At 59.6% G+C, this 19,321-nt stretch carries 10 protein-coding genes; 6 read left to right on the forward strand and 4 right to left on the reverse strand.

Annotation, left to right across the window (positions count from 1 at the left end):
* Window positions 1–91 precede the first annotated feature (91 nt).
* From HY011_28380 to HY011_28395, 4 genes are all read right to left on the reverse strand, one after another.
* A complete protein-coding gene (locus HY011_28380) occupies window positions 92–1,093 on the reverse strand; it encodes an NAD(P)-dependent glycerol-3-phosphate dehydrogenase (GenBank protein MBI3426865.1) in 1,002 nt (333 codons plus the stop codon).
* Between the two features lie 113 nt (window positions 1,094–1,206).
* A complete protein-coding gene (locus HY011_28385) occupies window positions 1,207–5,028 on the reverse strand; it encodes a TonB-dependent receptor (protein ID MBI3426866.1) in 3,822 nt (1,273 codons plus the stop codon).
* Window positions 5,029–5,144: 116 nt separating this feature from the next.
* Window positions 5,145–8,855: a carboxypeptidase regulatory-like domain-containing protein gene (locus HY011_28390; GenBank protein ID MBI3426867.1), complete on the reverse strand. Its 3,711-nt coding sequence runs from the start codon at window positions 8,853–8,855 to the stop codon at window positions 5,145–5,147.
* A 435-nt stretch (window positions 8,856–9,290) separates the two neighbouring features.
* Window positions 9,291–12,554 (reverse strand): hypothetical protein, encoded by a 3,264-nt coding sequence (locus HY011_28395; protein ID MBI3426868.1) that lies wholly within the window; start codon window positions 12,552–12,554, stop codon window positions 9,291–9,293.
* Between the two features lie 265 nt (window positions 12,555–12,819).
* Between HY011_28395 and HY011_28400 the strand changes: the two genes are divergently transcribed.
* The 6 genes from HY011_28400 (at window position 12,820) to HY011_28425 (ending at window position 19,147) form a co-directional block, all read left to right on the forward strand.
* Window positions 12,820–13,707, forward strand: a complete 888-nt coding sequence (locus HY011_28400) for a sulfite exporter TauE/SafE family protein (GenBank protein ID MBI3426869.1) — start codon at window positions 12,820–12,822, stop codon at window positions 13,705–13,707.
* A 21-nt stretch (window positions 13,708–13,728) separates the two neighbouring features.
* The gene (locus HY011_28405) at window positions 13,729–14,118 is read left to right on the forward strand and encodes a hypothetical protein (protein ID MBI3426870.1); all 390 of its coding nucleotides are present in this window, start codon (window positions 13,729–13,731) and stop codon (window positions 14,116–14,118) included.
* Window positions 14,119–14,147: 29 nt separating this feature from the next.
* Window positions 14,148–14,549 (forward strand): HNH endonuclease, encoded by a 402-nt coding sequence (locus HY011_28410; GenBank protein ID MBI3426871.1) that lies wholly within the window; start codon window positions 14,148–14,150, stop codon window positions 14,547–14,549.
* 20 nt (window positions 14,550–14,569) lie between these two features.
* On the forward strand, window positions 14,570–15,745 hold the full coding sequence (locus HY011_28415) for an alanine racemase (GenBank protein ID MBI3426872.1): 1,176 nt from the start codon (window positions 14,570–14,572) through the stop codon (window positions 15,743–15,745).
* Between the two features lie 356 nt (window positions 15,746–16,101).
* Window positions 16,102–17,649 (forward strand): M20/M25/M40 family metallo-hydrolase, encoded by a 1,548-nt coding sequence (locus HY011_28420; protein MBI3426873.1) that lies wholly within the window; start codon window positions 16,102–16,104, stop codon window positions 17,647–17,649.
* Between the two features lie 565 nt (window positions 17,650–18,214).
* Window positions 18,215–19,147 carry a CPBP family intramembrane metalloprotease gene (locus HY011_28425; GenBank protein ID MBI3426874.1) on the forward strand — a complete coding sequence of 311 codons (933 nt, stop codon included), beginning with the start codon at window positions 18,215–18,217 and terminating at the stop codon, window positions 19,145–19,147.
* The last annotated feature ends 174 nt before the right edge of the window (window positions 19,148–19,321 follow it).

Here is a 19,321-nt window from a genome sequence, read left to right on the forward strand (position 1 = left end):
ATAACGGAACACACAGAACCTCATAGCCAAGCTGCTCTCCGTCTGTTCGGTTATTTCCGTCTGTTCCGTAATCTCTCTTTCATTCGTTACGTTATGTTTCGGCTTTGAGTGGGCGCTCCATCAATTCCAGTTCCAATTCGCGCGGCGTCTTACCTTCATACAACATTTGATAAACGCCTGTGGTAATCGGCATCTCGACGTTTAGCCGCTGGGCCAACAAATAGGCCGCTTGTGCTGTCTTGACGCCTTCGGCGACTGCGCGTGTCTCACTCAAAATTTCAGTCAGTGTGCGCCCGCGTCCCAATTCAAACCCGACGCGGCGGTTGCGCGACAATTGGCCGAAGCAGGTCAGCACCAAATCGCCCAAGCCCGCCAAGCCCGCCAGTGTTTCAGACCGTCCACCCATTGCCACGGCCAGCCGCGTCATTTCGGCCAGCCCTCGCGTCACCAGCGCCGCCGCGCTATTGTAGCCCAGCCCCAGCCCATTCACCGCGCCGGTGGCAAGCGCCATGACATTTTTGAGCGCGCCGCCCAGCTCAACGCCAATCACATCATCGTTGGTGTAAACGCGAAAGCGCGGCGCGGCAAAGGCTGCTTGCACGGCGGCGGCGGCGGCGCTTTCACGCGCAGCCGCGACGATGGCGCACGGTTCATCGCGCGCGACTTCGTGGGCGAAGCTCGGCCCCGACAGCATGACGTAACGCGGCGCAAAGCGCGGTTGCAACGTCGCGCTCACAACTTCTTCCATCCGCTGTTGCGTTTCAATCTCAAGGCCCTTGGTGGCATTGGCAAAGATCATGTGCGGCTGGGCGTGCGGCGCGAGTTGCGTATAGACCGCGCGGCAGACGTGCGACGGCACGACCGTCACGACGATTTCCGCTCCGTGCAAAGCCGCGTCCAATTCGGCCACGGGTTCGATCTTGTTTGGCAGCACGAAGCCGGGCAAGTAAACGGTGTTTTCACGATGATGATGTAGCGCTTCGACAACTTCGCGGCTGTGCGCCCAGAGCTTGACCACCTGGCCCGCGCGCGCGGCGACCAGGGCCAGCGCGGTGCCCCAACTGCCTGCTCCGATGATGGCGACGTTTTTCATTGCTCAGCCCACCCTTGTCGAATGACGGCAGGTTAGAACACACAACGGCGGTGCGACAAGCTGAACGCTCGCCGCACCGCCGTTGTGTGTTGTTTATTCAGTTTGAAACCGGACTAGAACTTCAGCTTCAACGCGAACTGAATCACACGCGCCGCTTCCCCCGTCTGAATGATCGTTTGGGTAGTCGGCGGAGCGACCGACGCGCAGCACGTCTGACCGAACGTCGTCGCCAGAATGCTCGGCGAACCGGTTGAGGCGTCACGCGGGTTGTCGAAGTTCGTGTGGTTGAGCGCGTTGAACAGCTCCGCGCGGAAATCGAGCTTGAAGCGCTCGGTCAACTGGAACGCTTTGTTAATGCCCAGATCAACGTTCCAATAGCCCGGCGAGATAAAGATGTTGCGGCCTGAGCCGTCCGCGCCTGCGGCGGGAATGGCAAAGGCGCTGGCGTCGGCAAAGACCACCGGGCCGGCAACACCGGCTTTATCTTGCAACTTCGCTTCAACCGGCTTGATAACCAAAGCGCGTGAGTCGTGCGAGTTGTCCAAGGTTCTGACATTGCTGCGCACGGAGAACGGTTCGCCCGACATCTTGGTGTAGATGCCGTTCAGGCTCCAGCCGCCCACGATCATATTGGCAACCCCGTTATGCGGATCGAGCCATTTGCCCTTGCCAAACGGCGCTTCCCAGACGCCATTGACCGTCAGCACGTGCGTCCGGTCGAAGTCGGAACGTGCCCGCTCGTTGCGCCAGTCACGAATGGTGGTCGGCGCGCGTGAACTGGTCGTGGACAAGCCGCCGCCCGAAGACGCGCCCACCGGATCAAACGATTGGTCGTCAATGGATTTGGCAAACGTGTAAGCCATCCCGAACAGGAAACCTTTCTCGAAGCGTTTGCGCAGCGTGAATTGCGCCGCGTGGTAGTAAGAATCGCCGCCGGCGTCAATGTAGGTGATGATGCCGAACTGCTGATTCGGGCGCAGCTTCAGCGCCAGTGTCGTTTGCTCGATGCGCCCGGCGGTACTGCCCACGCCGCCCTGCTGCAATTCGGTGATCGTCGTGCCGGAATTGACGAAGGCTTGCGTGAGCGGGCCTTTCGGGCTGTTCGCAATCGTCGTCGGATAGTTGACGATAGAAATCAACTGGCCGCCGCTGCAACCCGGTTTGGTGGTATCGAGCGTCGCCGTGCCATCGGGGGTGCAGTTCTTGGCAATGTTCGCCTGCATCGCCCGGAAGTCGTTCAGGATCGGCGCGCCGTCAATCTGGTTGATGTCATAAGCCCGTTGCAGGTGCGTGCCACGCCGGCCAATGTAGGCCGCTTGCCCCACGAAGCCTTTCGGCAATTCGTATTGCATGCTCAGATTCCACTGATGCACCGTCGGCATTTGATAATTCGGATCAAAGGCCGCGACGGGCGAGGCATTGCTCAGCAAGGTGGCCGGCGGCGTGAAGAAGGATGACGGTTTGGTCGTCGGCGCCGCCAGCGCCAGCGGGAAGCCCTCGCCAAGACGCTTATCCGACGGCACTGCCGCACAACCCGGCGTGGGCGCGATGCCGACCGTTGACACACAGGTCGTGACCAGTCCCGGCGGGCGGCCCATGACCGCCGTCACCTGGAATGACGAGACCGGATCGAAGGCGATGCCGTAACCGCTGCGAATCACGAACTTGTTGCTCTTGCCCGGACTCCAAGCAATGCCCAGGCGCGGGCCAAAGGCGAGGTCGTGATCGCCGTTATAAAAGCTCTTGCCCTTGCCATACGTTACCAATCCCTGTGAACCGTCAATTGGCTGCTGGGCGATGTAGACACGGCCAGCGGCTTCTTTCGGTGTGCTATTCAGCTCCATGCGCACGCCATAGTTGATGGTCAGATTCGGACGCAGCTTCCATTCATCCTGCCCATAAGCGTTGTACTGCTTGATGCGCGTGCCTACGTCAAAGAGCGAGACCTTGCCGTTGGCGACGAAGGGCAGGAAGGTATCGCTCTTGATGTCGCCGATGAAAACCTGGGTCAGCCGCGCCGGAATGCCCAGCACATCGTTGACCGTACCGCGCAGCCGGGTCAGGTCGGTCGCATTGATGCCCGTCGTCGCGCCCAATGTCGGCGGCAAGACCGTGGCGCTGAACGAAAGCGAGGGCGTCACGTTGATGCCGCCCGGCTGGCCGCGTTGATCGTTGTGCTGATAAAACCGAATGTTGAGGCCCGCGCCGATCTGATGCGCGCCATGCACGATGCCCACGTTATCCAGCAGTTGCGGCGTCGTCACGCCCCGCGCCGTGCGCGGCGTATTGATAAAGGGCGTGCTGGCGTTATTGAAATTTCCGCTATTGGCAAACGGCAGCGTATTCGGGAAATCCGGATTGGCTTCGCCTTGCGTGAAGAGGAAGAAGAAGCGCGAAAAGCCAATGATCAATTCATTGTTGATCGAGGGCGTCAGTTGCGAACGCCAGCCTAACGAGAGGTTTTTCGACGCGCGGTAAACTTCGCCGAGCGGCGCGAAACCGGGGAAGACCTGCGGGCGGCCATTGAGCGGGTCGCCCTTGCGGGTGTTCTGATCGGCATAGAGGAAGCGGCCAAAGATGGAATTTTTGGCGTTGAGCGTGTGGTCAATGCGCGCCGCCCAATTCGGCCCTTGATTTTCTGTCGGCGGATTCCAGGCGTAAGTCGCCGTGTTCAACCCATCGCCGACTGCATAATCGTTCGGCTTCGGATAGGAACTGAACAGCTTGGCGACGGTCGGGTCAATCCCGATTTTGCGCGGGTCATTGGCAAACATGTCGTAACTGGCGACGCAGTTCAGTTCAGTCGCGCTGACACAGTCATGCACGCCGGCGGCATACGCGCCCGTGCGCCGGTCAACCAGCAAGGGGCTGTTATTGGTGATTGCCACTCCATTAATCCTAAACGGATTGGCCGCATCGGCTTTGAAGTAGCGGTATTTGCCCGCCAGTGCGCTTGGTGTGTAAATCGTCGGAAAACCAAACGTCTGATCAATCGGCTGGGTGAATTTCACTTTCTGGCCCTGCCAACTGCCAAAGAAGAAGGTCTTGTTTTTGATGATCGGGCCGCCGCCTTCCAAACCGTATTGGTGCAGCTTGACCTCGGGTTTTTGCGTGCCGCGCGCATTGGCGAAAAAGTCGTTGGCATTGAGCGCGGTGTTGCGGGCAAATTCCCAGACGGTGCCATGATAATCGTTCGACCCGCCGCGCGTCGCAATCGAGACCGAAGCGCCGCTGTTGCGCCCTTCTTCCGCCGTCGCGTTGTTGGTCGTGACCTTGTATTCCTGAATGTTGTCAGGGTTGATGCGGTAGAGGTTTGAAACCGGATTGGGCACCGTGGATTCATTCGCCTCGATACCGTCAATCGTCACGTTATAAGCGCGGTCGCGCGAGCCATTGACGTGAATGCCAGAGCCGATGCCGCCGAATGAACGCTGTGTCACGCCCGGTTCAAGCGTAATGAGAATGAGCGGATTGCGCCCGTTGAGCGGCAAAGCCTCAATCGCCTTTTGCGAGACGACGTTGCCGATGGTGGCGTTAGAGGTTTGCAGCCGTTCGTAACCGCCCTCGATGTTGACGATTTCGCTGGCCTGCCCGACTTCGAGCACGGCGTCCACCACGAGCGGCGTGCCGACTTCGAGCACGTTGCCGGTCTTGTTGATCGTCTTGAAGCCCTTCATCTCGACGCTGACGGTGTATTTGCCGACAGGCAGCGAAGGAAACGTAAAGAGTCCTGCGCCAGTCGTGGTTTGGTTGTAGGTCACGCCGGTCGCTTCATCCTTGATGGTGACTTTGGCGCCCGGCACCAATGCTCCTGTGGCATCGGTAATGGTGCCGCTAATGCGCGAACTGCTGGTTTGCGCCCAGGCGTTGAGGCTGACCAGCGCCAGGACTGCCAGCAACGCAAATAAGTTGGCGAAAAGATGATTCTTTTTCATCATTGCTCCTTCCAGATACAGATTGAATTTGAATTCTCGAAAAAGAGAGCAGCCAGACAGCACCAACCGATGCTGCCTGGCTGAGCACAAGCTACGAAAAAGGCCGGAGCCAATCGCTAGAAATTGATCTTGCCGGAGAACTGAATACGCCGGGCCGCGCTATTCACACTGTCGTTGATGCGTCCAAAAATCGTGGACGTCAACGTCGCGGTCGGCGCGGCAAATGACGGCGTGTTAGTGAAGTTCCGGGCATCCACCCGCAGGTCGAAGTTGAACCGTTCCGTCAGGCGGAAGTTCTTGCTCAGCGAAATGTCCGTTTGGAAGTAACGCGGTTCGAGGAAGAAATTCCGGCCCGTGTTGCCGATGGAACCGGGCGCGGGCGCGCTAAATTTGGCGCGTGACGTGGCGTCGAACCAGAAGTTCTTACCGCTTTCAACGACGAGCTTGCCTTCGTTGCGCGAGCAGCCGTTGCAATCCGCCAGCGAATTCACCACGTTGCTGAACGTCGTCAGGCCCGAATACACCGTGAAGGGGCGGCCCGAAGTGACCGTCAACGTCCCCGCCAGTTGCCAGCCGCCAATGACGGTGTCAAGACTGCGGTGAAGGCCCGAAAAGAACTTGCGTCCGTTGCCGAAGGGCAGTTGATAAACGTAGGTGCCTTGCAACGAGTGGCGGCGGTCAAAATCCGACCACGCATAATTCAGGCGGCGGTTGGCGTTGTTGAACGGCGTGCTCGAAGCGGATTGATTATTGGCCGTCGAAACCGTGCTGAAGGTGGGATCCCACGAACGGTTGTCCAGGGATTTCGCCAGCGTATACCCGAGCTGGAAACTATTCCCGCCACGCACTGTACGCCGCAGGATGACTTCGAGGGCGTGATAGTTGGAATAGTCGCTGCTATCAAAGACATTCAACCCGCCGGTGAATTGCGAGAACGGTTGCAACAGCGAGCTAAAGCCGTTGATGTCCAACAGCCGTTGGTTCAATTGCGCGCTCGTGCAAACGCCCGCCGTGACGTTGGCCGCGACGCACAGCCGTTGCGAAACATTGACCGCCAAGGCCGCCACGCTGCCCTGCGTCAACGCGGTAGTGTTCAAGGTGCGGAATAACGCGGTGCCCGCGTTGTTCGCCGCATTGCCCGTCAACAACAAATTGATCAGCGGACTGTTGTACGTCGTGCTATTGCGCACGCCGTTAAAAGCATCGAGGAAGCTTTCGCTTTGACCGGAGACTTTGGCGTTGATGTTCACCTGATTGGCGTTGTAACCGCCCGTCAAATGCGCGCCATGCTTGCCGATGTAATTGATCTCGACCACCATCTGTTTCGCGATTTCTTTCTGGTAGCTGAGCGACCACGAATGCACTTGCGGAAATTGGAAGTCGGGGTCGAACACGTTGATCGAACTGGTGCTGAAGGCCGCTGGCTGGCGCAAGGCGTCCGGCGTGGACGAAGGAACCAGCGCCGCAATGACCGGCGCTACGTTGCGGAACAAACCGCCACCTTGTCCGAACGCGGCGTTCGTCGCGCCCAAGGCATTGCCGGGAATGTTCTGAAAGACATTCGCGCCCAGCAACTGCGACGCCAGCCGGTCAGAGGCGATGCGGTAATTGCCGCGAATCGAAGTCTTGCCCGACTTGAACGGGTCCCAGGCAAAGCCGATGGAGGGCAGGATTTTCTTGAAATCGTTTTTGAACAAACTGCCCGGCACCCATTTCAGCGCGTTCGTGCCGGCATTGCCCAGCGTAAAGGGCAGATTCGGCACCAAAATCGGGCGGCCATCAGAACGCGGATTCAATTTCACTTCCCAGCGCACCCCCAGATCAACGACGAAGTTGGGGCGCATGCGCCAACTGTCCTGCCCATAAAAATCCAGTTCAGGATAGTTGGCGGTGAAATTCCAGCGCGTGCCCAACGGCGCAAACTGGCTGGGGTTGTTCGGATCGGACACAAAGGCCTGGGCGACGCTGCTGACGCGGCCCAACTGATCGTTGATGGTATTTTGCAGGCGCGTCAAATCAGTCGCATTGATGCCGGTCGCGCTCGACACAGGCAGGTTAAAGCCCGTATAGCCCGCCGCGCCGCCCAGGCTCACCGTCGGTTCCAGCCCGATGCCCGCGACCGACGAACGGTCGTCCGTGTGGCGGCCATAACGGAAATTCAAGCCCGTCTTGATGACGTGCGGCGAATAATCGAGCGTGACGTTGTCAATGAATTGCCAGGTGCGCAGCTTGCGCGCATTGCTGATGAAATTGGTGTTGGCCGTCGCCACGTTGATAAACGAAAACGAAGCGGCGGGGTCGGGTTGCGGGGTGTTAAACGCAAAAGCGAACTTGTTCAAGCCCAGGACGAATTCGTTGATCAGGTGCGTGGTCGGATTCCAGCGATAGTTGATCGCCAGATTTTTCGGGTTGCGGAAGGTGTCCACCAGGTTCGGCGAAGTCGGGAAGATCGGACGCCCGCCGTTGGCCGAATCGCCAAAGGTGTTTTGCGCGCCTTGCGCATAGCGGACATAGATGGTGTTGCGCTCGTTCAGCGTGTAATCAACCTTGGTGACGAAGTCGTACTGTTTCTCGTGTTGCGGCGAGCCGAAGTTGAAACCCGCCGTATTGAGTCCGTCGCCCGTGTTGAAATTGTTCGGCAGCGGTTGCGCGTTGAGGGCGGCCAGCAAGGTCGTATCGCGCGTGATGTTCGCCGGATTGTTGGCGATGTTGTAGGTGGCGAGGCAGAGCGTCGTGACCGTCGCGGAACAGGCCGGCACAAGCGCGTTGCCGCTGGCGTCCACCGCCGGTGTGGCTGAGCCATTCGGCGCATTGGCGCGGCCTACGACATAGCGGTAGACGCCGTCGCGCGCCGCTTGCGTATAGACCGTGCGCGTCACCAGCGCCGTGTCGTAAGCGCGCAGCAATTGCAGGTTGCCGAAATAGAACAGCTTGTTTTTGATGATCGGGCCGCCGATGCCGCCGCCGAAGATGTGCTGGACGAATTGATCTTTGGGCAGGTTGTTGATGTTGCCGGTGTAGCTCTTGGCGTTGAAACGCGGCGTTTGATAATACTCAAAGGCGTTGCCGTGAATCTGATTGCTGCCCGACCGCGTCACCAGCGTCACTTGCGCGCCGCTGCTGCGTCCGAATTCCGCTGTGGCATTGGCGGTCACGAGTTGGAATTCCTGCAAGGAATCCGGGTTCGGACGCAAGGGCGTGAAATTCGACCCACCCGCGCTCGTCTCGTTGATGTCCACGCCATCCAGCGTGAAATTGAAAGCGCGGTCACGCGAACCGTGCACGTTCACGCCGCCGCCCGTATTGCCGCCCACCACGACGCCCGGTTGAAAGTTGAGCAAGTCGAGCGGATTGCGTCCGCGCGTACCAACGATGGGCAAACTTTCCAGCGATTTCTGGTTGATCGTGCTGCCGATGTTGCCCGAACTGCTGGTTTGCACCACATCCGCCGTGGCTTCGACGGTCACTTGCGACGAGACTTCGCCCACTTGCATGGCGACATTCACCGTCGCGGGCTGATTGATTTGCGCGACGTTGTTGTTGGAAACGAATTTCTTGAAGCCGGTTTTTTCCACCGTGACCTGATACGTCCCCGCCTGGATCAGATCAAAGGCATAAGCGCCCGTGTCGCTCGTTTGGGTCTTAAACGAAATGTTGGTGGCTTCGTTCGTCAACGTCACCGTCGCCCCGGGAACGGCCGCACCGCTTTGATCCGTCACCGTGCCGGTCAAGCGTGAGGTCGTGCCCTGCGCCAGCAGCACGCTCGAACCCAACATTGCGAAAAGGGCGCTCAGCAGCGTGCTGAGCAGTAAACTTTTTTGTCTCATAAGTTCTCCTGATAACCTCGCCAAGTCAGCGAAGAGGATGATTCCGTCCGGTATGCGCTTACTGATTCGTAACTGTAGTGAGTATTTTTGACAACCGTAAAGAAAAAGCGAGGCAAGTATTATTCCGGCTGGCAGGCAATTGCAAATTTCTGGCTAAGTCCCTCGTTCTTCAGATGTAAGACTGTCACGCATGGCAAAAACCGGGGCTTGCAACCACGCCCCGTCCAAAAATCCCAAAGCCGCATCCGAAAAAATGGAGCAAGCGGGCGCAGCTAAACTTGCGATGAACTCAGGGTCTGCTGCTTCTTCATCAGCAAGCGCGTCCTTCCTGGGTACGCACCGCTTCCAGCGTGCAGTCTTGGCCGCAGACGGTTACCTGCCGGTAGGAGGGTTGTAACTGCCAAGACTGCACGCTGGAAGCAGTGCGTACCCAGGTCATTTGATCCGCACCCGCACCGTGTTCCCTGTGACACCGCTCGCATTCACCATGACATCCACCTCGCCTTTGCCAATCAAACTGCGCGGCACGCCGAAGTTGAGTTGATCCAGACCGACCAGGCCCGCCACTTCGCCCGCGTATTGCGCGGGGACTTTGACGCCGCCAATGGTGACATCCACCCCAGACAAATCTGGCCGCCGTCGCAAGCCCGTGCCAAAGAGCACCAGCACGACCTGATCGCCTTCCGGCCCCAGATCAATCGCTTCGGGCTGGGCGGGCGGCAGAGCGAGCGGATCAAGGCGCGAAATCACGACCGGCGATTGCACGCCGCCGCTTAAGCGCACGCCGTAACCGGCGGGCACGCCGCGCCCGTTGGCGTTCGCCGTGAACAAGGCCGGAGCGAGGTTGCGCACACGCTCGATGCCGAATGAAACCGCGTTGTCGCCGCTGGTGATCGTGACAGTGACAGCGCCCGCCGCCACGTTCGGCGGGATTTGATAATTCACCTGCTGCGGCGAAACAAAGAAGAGTGGCGCGAGTTGTTCAACGCCATTCGCATCGGTCAGGCGCACCGTCGTGCCCGCTAATTCCGTCGGCAGCGGGATGGATTGGGCGGCCTCGCTGCGTGTCGCCAAGCCTGTGCCGAAAGCCGAAGCGATGCCTTCGACCGCCAAGGCCTCGCGGCTGAAGCTGGCTGATGAGACGGTCACGACCGGCGCGGCGAGTTTCAGGCGGTAAATGCCGCGTCCATGCGTCGCGACGACCAGGCTGCGTGTGGCCTTTTGATAACGCACCATGAATGTGGCTACGCGCGGCATGCCGTTGCCCAAGCGCACCCAGGTCGCGCCGCCGTCCGTCGTTTGAAAAACGCCGAGGTCGGTGCCGATGTAAAGCGTGCCGGCTTGTGTCGGATCGGGTTCCACCGCCGTCACGGGCACATCCGGCAAATCGCCGCTGATGTCGCGCCAACTTTGGCCCAGGTCATCGGTCACAAACAGATGCCCCAGCGTCGTGGGCGTGCTGACGTTGAAGCCGGAATAGGCGACGTAAGCGCGTTTCGGCTCGTTCGGATCAACGCCAATGGCCGTGACGAAGCGATTGGGCAACGGCGCTTTGGTGACGTTGGTAAAAGTCGCATCGGCCAGTTTGCCTGCGTCGGTTGTGACCATCACGATGCCGTTGCTGGAACCCGTCCAGACGATTTCGCCCGGCGGCGTCGTGCTCGTGTCCAGTTTCGGTTGCGCGGCGATGGCCGCCAAACGCCCGGTCGTGCTGTTGGTCAAATCCTGGCCGAAGCCGTCCGCGCTCGGCCCCAGGCCCGTCCAGGTCACGCCCAGATCAGCGGTGCGATACAAACGGTGCGTGCCCCAATACACCACATTGCCCGGCGTGGTGAAACCTGTGTGTTGCGCCAGCGGCCCGTAAAAACCCACGCGATCATCGGGGTGCATGCTGCCGGGCACGGGCTGGCAACTGGCGCGGCAGCCGCGGTCGGTAAACGTGCCGCTGTTGCCGCTGTTCGTCGAAACGCGCGGGCCGAAGCTGGCGCTTTGCGTCGCGGTGCGGCTCTGATTCTGCTGGCTCTGCCAAACGATATTCGGATTGGTTTGGTCAATCAGCGCGAAGCCGCCATCCGCGCCCGCAATAGAAAGCCAAGCCGGATCACCGGTAAAGCGCAGCGTGCCGTTGTCTTGCGTGCCGCCGACGATGAAATTGGGATCGGTCGGATGAATCGCCACGCCCTGAAATTGCACCGTGTTGAGCGTGGCGTTGAGCGACGCCCAGGTCATCGCCGCCGCCGCGTCGGCATTGTCCGAACGCCAGAGGCCGCCATCGCTCGTGATGAAAAAGATGTTCGGCTTATTCGGCACAGCCAGCGCGAAATGCTGATCTGAATGGAGCGCGCCATTGCCGCTGCCATTTTGCGCCTGCCAGGTTTGCCCGCCATCCAGGCTGCGATAAAAGCCGACCAAACCGAAGTAAACAATGTTGGCATCCTGTTGATTGACGGCCAGCGCCAGGTTGTACCAGACCTGCGTGATGCTGGCGGGCACGCCCAGCTTCGTCCAGGTGTCGCCGTCGTCGGTGGATTTGTATACGCCGTGCAGATTGTTGCTGTTGCTCGCCACGGTCAACGCGGCATAGAGCGTGCGGCGCGTGGCGGGCGGCAATGGTGGGCCATCCGCGATGGCGATGCGGCGCACGTCGCTGGCAGGCAAACCTTCGGTGAGTTTCGTCCAGGTGCCCGGTTCGCCGCCGGCGGTGGAACGGAACAGCCCCTGCCCTTCCACGCCCGCGATCACTATGCCCGGCGTTTGCGGATTGATGAGGATGTCATTGGCGTTGGTGACCCCGCCATTGCCCAGCGGATCGAGATTGCGCCAGGTTTCGCCGCCATCAATGGATTTCCAAACGCCGCGTTGGCCGGGCGCGCCCGCCGTAATGCTGCCGCCGCCCGAAGGGCCGTAACTGCTCGCCGCGCGCGTGCAGACATACAACGTGCGCGGATTCTGCGAGTCAAACGCAATGTGCATGAGCGCGATGTTGAGGAACACCGGCACGCGCGGCGCAATGGTCGCAACCGGCCCGGTGATAACGCGCCAACTCGCGCCGCCATCCACCGATTTATACAGGCCCGCGCCAAAATAACTATCGGCGCTAGCATTGCCTTCGCCGCTGCCCACGTAAAGCACGTTGGGATTGCTGGGGTCTACCGCAATAGCGCCGATGGCGAGCGAGGGCAGGTTGTCCGTGAGGGGCGTCCAACTCGCGCCGTTGTCGCTGGATTTCCAAACGCCGCCCTGCGCCGCGCCCGCATAGATCGTCTGGTTGTTCACGCCGTCATAGCGCGGATCGAGCGCCAGCGCCGTCGCGCGGCCCGCATTGGCGCGCGCCACCGGCCCAATCGGGCGCGGCCCCAACGCTTCCCATTTGGGCTGGCTGTCGGCCACGACCTCGGCGGCCTGTCTGCCGTAAAGTTGCTGGCGGCGCAATTGCTGGCGTTCTTCCAAGACTGCCAACTGTTCGACGGCCTTGGCGCGGACGCCGAGCGGAATTTCTGACAACGGATAGGCGCGCTGTTCATAAAACCATTCATCCGCGCCTGGCTTGGCCTCCTGCGTTTCGGCGTCGGCTACTGGCTCGAATTCCAGCAGCGAGAACGAATCCAGGCGTGGGCCGCTCAGCAAAATGCCTGCGCCAAAGACGAGGGTCAGCAACGGCAGAACGCGCCGGACAAACCATATTGACGGGTACTTCATAAAGTTTCTGCTCCGTGTTTGATGAATGATGAGTGGAATGAGCCGCGCCAGTTTTGGGTTGTGAGCGGACAACTTGCAACACGCGCCGCAACGAGTCAAGCCCTGGGTACGCACGCTTCCCAGCGTGCCGCGTGGTATCAGATCGAATAACTCCGGAGGGGTTTCCTTTCAGCCTGAGTCAGTCTGACGCCACGCGGCACGCTGGGAAGCGTGCGTACCCAGGGATTTTTGTCTTTCCCAAAAGCCTGCGCTAGTATGCGCGCCCATGACCACCAAAACCTACCTCTTCATCGCGCTCACAGCGTTTGCGGCGTTCTATCTGTACACCTGGCTCACCGCCATCCGCCGCCAACCCAACCACGAACCCGCCACGCCCACGCCCTTGCACGCGGGCATCGGCTTTGTGACGAATTTCTTCGACACGCTGGGCATCGGCTCGTTCGCCACGACGACGGCGTTTTTCAAGCTCTGGCATTTGGTGAAAGATGAAGTCATCCCCGGCACGCTCAACGTCGGCCACACGCTGCCCACACTGGCCCAAGCCTTTATTTACATCGCCATTGTGGATGTGGATATGCCCACGCTGATCGCGCTGATCATCGCGGCGATTCTGGGCACCTGGCTGGGTGCGGGCGTTGTGGCGAGTTGGTCGCGCCGCAACGTGCAAATCGGCATGGGCATCGCGCTGTTGGTCGCTGCGGGTCTCACCTTGATGCAGGTATTGGGCAAAACTGCCCCACCTGGCACGGCCAAAGGATTGACCGGGACAATGCTGGTGTTAGGTTTCGCGGGCAACTTCCTGCTCGGCGCGCTGATGTCGCTGGGCATCGGGTTGTATGGGCCGTGTCTGATTATGATCTCGCTTTTAGGTATGGACCCGACGACAGCGTTCCCGATCATGATGGGTTCGTGCGCCTTCTTGATGCCGGTGGGCAGCGCGAAATTCATCAGCAAAGGCAGCTACAATCTGCGCGCGGCGGTCGGCTTGGCGCTGGGCGGCATTCCAGCGGTGTTGATCGCGGCCTATATCGTCAAATCGTTGCCGTTGTATTACGTGCGCTGGCTGGTGATTGTGGTGGTGGTGTATACGGCGGTGATGATGTTGCGCTCGGCGCTGTCTGAGCAACAAACAGCGAGCAACGCCGCCGCCTAGCATTTGAAGCGAAGAGGTTTTATGGCAACGGAAGTCACCGTCAATTTACCTGACAATGTTTACTTGCACGCAACGCGGTTGGCGCAGTTGATGAACAGCGACCTCGCAAACGTGTTGGCGGAAACCATTGAAGGCGCACTAGCCCCGCTTGGCACAACTGAGCTTGATCTAACCCCAGTGACCGCGCTTCCCAATCAGGAATTGCTGGCGGCCAGCGAGTTACGCATGAACGAAAAACAAGGCAAGCGTCTGGGCCAACTGCTGGCGCGCCAAGAGAACGGGACGTTGAATGAAGCAGACCGCAATCAGCTTGCGGCGCTGATGCAGGTCTACCACGAGTGTTTAGTGCGTAAAGCCCAAGCGTTGAATGAAGCAGTACGCCGAGGCTTACGCGCGCCATTGACATCGTGAGCCGCAAAGAAATCCCCATTGAAATTGAGATGCGTGTCCGGTTGGCGGCGGGTCATCGCTGCGGTTACTGCTTAACGCCACAACACCTGCTGCCTTGGGAATTGGAACTTGAGCACATCCTGGCGAGCGCTAATGGCGGTACTGATGACGAAGAGAATCTTTGGCTGGCTTGCCGCTCGTGCAATTCCTTCAAAGGCACCCAAATTTTCGCCCTTGATCCGCTCACCAATCGGCGCCTGCGCCTCTTCAATCCGCGCCGCCAGAAATGGTGGAAGCATTTCAAATGGAGCGCTGACGGCGCCCAGATTATTGGACTGACAGCGCCTGGACGCGCATCTGTTCTCGCGTTGAGATTGAATAACATCTTTGCAGTTGCCGCCCGGCGTGAATGGGTTTCAGCCGGTTGGTATCCGCCCAAAGACAATCCGTAAACAGGAAGTAACGTAGGATTATGGCAGAACCCAAACCCGCACTCGCCCAATTCCCCGCCCTCGCCGCTTACCAAATCGCCGAGATCGCATCCGTGCAAACGCCCGCGCTGCTCATTTACGCCGACAAGGTTGTGCACAACATCGCCGTGACCATTCGCGCGCTGGGCGGCGATGCCAATCGCTGGCGGCCCCACGTCAAAACCTCCAAGCTTGGCTTCGTGATGCATCAATTGGCCGCGCAAGGCGTCGTCAACGTCAAGTGTGCGACGACGCTCGAATTGCAAACGGCCGCCGCCGCCGGAGCCACTGACATCCTGGTCGCCTATCCGATGATGGGCGCGAATGCGCGGCGCGTCTGTGCATTGGCCGAACAGTTGCCGCACTGCCGCATCTCCGCGCTGGTCGAAAACGCCGCGCAGATCAACGCCTGGACGGGCAGCCGCGTGGGCCTTTTCATTGACGTGAACTCCGGCCTGGATCGCACCGGCCTCGAACAAGACCGCACGCCGGAACTGGTCGCGCTGGCCCAAGCCATCGAAGCCACCGGGCTGATCTTTCGCGGCCTGCATGTTTACGACGGTCACATGAGCAAGTACGCCGATCTCGCTACGCGCGAAGTGATGGCGCATCAAAATTACGATCACTTGATGGAATTGGTCACCGTGCTCAACACTGCCGGGATCATTGTCGAAGAGGTCGTCACCGCCGGCACGCCCGCCTTCCCTTGCGCGATCACGTATCAACCCTTCAACGACGCGCCCTTCATTCAGCGCGTCTCGCCGGGCACGGTCGTTTACGGTGATTGCACCAGCACGGGCCAATTGCCTGCTGAATGGGGCTACGAACCGGCGGCGCTCGTCGTCGCCAACGTCGTCAGCCAACCGACTGCCCAGCGCATCACCTGCGACGCGGGCCACAAAGCCGTCTCGGCGGATGCGGGCGTACCGACCTGCACGGTGTTGGGCCGCCCCGAATTGCAGCCCGACAAACCCAGCGAAGAGCATCTGCCCATCAATGTCCCGGCGGGCGCAACCGCTCCGACCATCGGCGAGTATTTGTATTTAGTCCCGCGCCACGTGTGCCCGACGGTCAACAATTTCGATCACGCGCTGATCGTCGAACAAGGCCGCATCGTGCGCGTCGAGCGGGTGACGGCACGCGGGCGCGAAGTGCCTTATGCAGTGCCTGGCGTATAATGCAATGTGACAATTTCCTAAGCCCTGAAAGGGCGACATCCAATAGCCCAGGGCAACGCCCTGGGTAACGGCGAAGCGAAGTAAAATACAAGCCCTGAAAGGGCGCAATAAGCGCAATAAGCTTTTCACTCATTCGAACGTGGCACCAGGGGCGTTGCCCCTGGCTATTGAATGTCGCCCTTTCAGGGCTTCACCACCTGGCGCAAATTCCTAACAAACCAAGACTCACTTAACCGCGCAACGCGCCCAACAGGAGGCTAACCGTGTTCATTCGCCAAGTCCTTTCACTCGCTCTCGTCTTTTCGTTGCTGCCCTTCCCGCTCAATGCCCAAACACAAGAGCCGCTCGATTACGCCATGCTCGGCAAAATCCGCGACGAAGGTTTGCAGCGTTCGCAAGTGATGGAACACATCGTTTGGCTCTCGGATATATACGGCCCGCGCCTGACCGGCTCACCCGCGATCAAGCAGGCCAGCACCTGGGCGCAAAAGAAATTTCAGGAATGGGGCCTCGCCAACATTCACGAAGAAGAGTGGCCGTTCGGCAAAGGCTGGTCGCTGGTGCGTTTCGACGCGCACATGACCGAACCGCAAGTCGCGCCGCTGATCGGCTATCCCAAGTCGTGGACGCCCGGCACCCAAGGGCGCATCAACGCCGAGGTCGCCCTCGCCAACATCCGCAACGAAGCCGACATTGAAAAATATCGTGGCAAGCTGAAAGGCAAAATCGTGCTGACGCAACCGGCCCGTGCCGTCAGAATGCTGGAAGACCGGTTGGTGCTGCGGATGAATGACACCGACATCAAAGAGGCCATGACCACGCCGATTCCGCCTGCGCGCCAAGCCGGTGGCGGACGTGGCGGCGGAGCGGCAGCAGGCGGCGGTGATTTCGCGCGCCTGCGTGAACTCCAAACCAAAGTGCAAAAATTTTTCCTTGAAGAAGGCGTCGCCGCTATCTTCGAACGCGGCAGCGATGGCGACCTGTCCGCAGGCGGCAGCGATCTTTCGTGGCAAACGCAGCACACAGATGGCGGCACGATTTTCGTGCAATCGGGCGGGCCACGCGATGCCGCGAACGCGGGCAAGGTTCCGCCCCAGGTCGTGCTCGCCGTCGAACATTACAACCGCATGGTGCGCATTCTCGAACGCAACCTGCCGGTCAAAGTCGAACTCAACATCCAAGCCGAATTTCACGAAGAGGCTGCCAGCAAGGGCTTCAACGTGATCGCCGAAATCCCCGGCAGCGACCTCGCCAACGAAGTCGTAATGATCGGCGCGCATTTCGATTCGCATCATTCAGGCACCGGCGCGACCGACAACGCCACCGGCAGCGCCGCGATGATGGAAGCCCTGCGCATTCTCAAAGCGGTCGGAGCCAAGCCGCGCCGCACCATCCGCATCGGCCTCTGGGGCGGCGAAGAGGAAGGGCTGCTCGGTTCGCGCGCCTACGTCAAAGAGCATTTCGCCGATCCGACCAACATGCAACTCAAACCCGACCACGCCAAGCTGGCCGCGTATTTCAACCTCGACAACGGCACCGGGCACATCCGTGGCGTCTGGTCGCAAGGCAATCTCGCCGCGATGAAAGTCTTTGAGCAGTGGGCCGACCCGTTGCGCGACCTCGGCGTCACGATCATCAGCCCGCGCTCAGTCACGAGCACCGATCACCTCTCGTTCGAAGCCGTCGGTTTGCCCGGCTTCCAATTTGTGCAAGAGCGGCTGGAATACAACTCGCGCACACACCATTCCAACATGGACGTGGTGGATCACGTCGTGCGCGACGAGATGGTACAGGTCGCCACGGTCGCGGCGGTCTTTGCCTACAACGCGGCGATGCGGAATGAAAAGTTGCCGCGCAAGGCCTTGCCCGGGCCGTCGCGCAATCCACGCGAACAAGAGAATTGAGATGCAGTACGGGGAGCGCTCACGCTCAATGGGATTAAGGCAAGCTATTTGCTAGGCGGAAGTCCTTGCCGCAAAAAGGCACAAAAAACTCCTGGTCACATCGGATTTTGTGGTGACAGCCCCGGCGGGGCGAAATGTTTATAGTTGGAGTGCGAAAAGGCACACGAGCCCCAGCGGGGCGGGATCTGCCGGCGCTCAGATGTCGCTCCTGATGGAGCTAAGTTGGAGTGCGAAAAGGCACACGAGCCCCAGCGGGGCGGGATCTGCCGGCGCTCAGATGTCGCTCCTGATGGAGCTAAGTTGCTATAAACATTTCGCGCCGCTGGCGCTGGAAAACACCAAACCACAAAATCCGGTGGGACTAGAAAAACTCAAAACCGATCAAACCACAGAATTTCGTTTGCGACTTTTGTGCTTTTTTGCGGCAAGTAATTTTCTTGCCTTATAGCGGTTTGCAGTTGAATGCGACCTGCGGCAACCACAGGTCGCATTCAACTGCAAACCGTTATAATCTCATTGCGCTCACGTTCCCCCGTACTGCCCTTCCCCTACCTTTGTCACAACGATGCTGCAACTCTTCAAAAACAAATTTGTCCTCGCCTATCTGCTCCTTTACGCTCTCTCGCTCGCCTTTCTAGTCCGCGCCGGGCATTCCGTCGGCGAGGGCCTGCTCGGCCTGCTCATCCTCGGCGTAGGCTTTTCGGCGCTGGCGTGGTGGTTGTGCAAAGGCGCTGTGCCGCTGCCCGTCTTCACCAAACCCGCGCGCAACGAGATGTTGACGGTGCTGGGTTGCGTCGTGCTTGTCACGCTGTACCTGATGGTGGGCGCGCACAGCTTCAACCAACTGTTGCCCAATGCAGTGACGGCTTCGCCCCGCGCGCTATATGTCTTCACGCTGGTCAAGAAACTGGCAGTCTTCGTCATCATTCCGTATCTGGCGTTGCGGCAAGGCTTCGGCTACCGCTGGCACGATTTCGGCCTGTCGGCGCGGGCGTTGCGCAAGCATTGGAAAGTCATCGTCGGCATGTCGCTGGCCGCCTTGTTGCTGAATTACTTTTTAGGCAGCGCCGCCGCGCCGATTCGCCGCAGTGAATTCAGCACGCGGCAGTTACTGATTGCCACGCCGCTCTGTTTCGCCTGGCTCGTCTTTGAAGTCGGCCTTGTCGAAGAGTTTTTCTTTCGCGCCGTGTTGCTCGAACGGCTGGCGGCCTGGCTGCGTTCCGATTTGAACGGCGTCATCGTAATGGCGCTGGTGTTTGGGTTGGCCCACGCGCCGGGCTACGTCTTGCGTGGCGCAGGCGCAGTCGAGGCCGTTGGCGCTCACCCTTCGATCCTGGAAGCCGCCGCCTACGCCATCGTGATCGTCTCGGCCACGGGCTTCTTTTTCGCCGTCATCTGGACGCGGACGAAAAACCTTTGGGCGTTGATACTGATTCACGCTGCGACCGATTTGCTGCCGCAGTTGGCCGAGTTTGTGCGCGTCTGGCAAGTAAGGTAAGGCGTAACCTGACTTCTGTCACTGAACCTGCCCCGCATCAGCCAAACTTTCCGGGCTTCAACCGAACTTAGCTTGACCCGCCTGCTGGCGCTGATTTACTCTGCCATCTACTTCAGACGACTGGCACGTCCCAATATAAAGCATTCATTACAGGCAAAGATTACAGAGCGTCCA

The organism is Acidobacteriota bacterium (genome assembly GCA_016196035.1).
In the GTDB taxonomy this organism is placed as follows: domain Bacteria; phylum Acidobacteriota; class Blastocatellia; order RBC074; family RBC074; genus JACPYM01.

Coding starts and splice junctions, on each gene's coding strand:
- HY011_28385 (MBI3426866.1), bottom strand. CDS start 5,028: ATGAAAAAGAATCATCTTTTCGCCAACTTATTTGCGTTGCTGGCAGTC.
- HY011_28420 (MBI3426873.1), top strand. CDS start 16,102: ATGCTCGGCAAAATCCGCGACGAAGGTTTGCAGCGTTCGCAAGTGATG.
- HY011_28405 (MBI3426870.1), top strand. CDS start 13,729: ATGGCAACGGAAGTCACCGTCAATTTACCTGACAATGTTTACTTGCAC.
- HY011_28380 (MBI3426865.1), bottom strand. CDS start 1,093: ATGAAAAACGTCGCCATCATCGGAGCAGGCAGTTGGGGCACCGCGCTG.
- HY011_28415 (MBI3426872.1), top strand. CDS start 14,570: ATGGCAGAACCCAAACCCGCACTCGCCCAATTCCCCGCCCTCGCCGCT.
- HY011_28400 (MBI3426869.1), top strand. CDS start 12,820: ATGACCACCAAAACCTACCTCTTCATCGCGCTCACAGCGTTTGCGGCG.
- HY011_28390 (MBI3426867.1), bottom strand. CDS start 8,855: ATGAGACAAAAAAGTTTACTGCTCAGCACGCTGCTGAGCGCCCTTTTC.
- HY011_28410 (MBI3426871.1), top strand. CDS start 14,148: ATGCGTGTCCGGTTGGCGGCGGGTCATCGCTGCGGTTACTGCTTAACG.
- HY011_28395 (MBI3426868.1), bottom strand. CDS start 12,554: ATGAAGTACCCGTCAATATGGTTTGTCCGGCGCGTTCTGCCGTTGCTG.
- HY011_28425 (MBI3426874.1), top strand. CDS start 18,215: ATGCTGCAACTCTTCAAAAACAAATTTGTCCTCGCCTATCTGCTCCTT.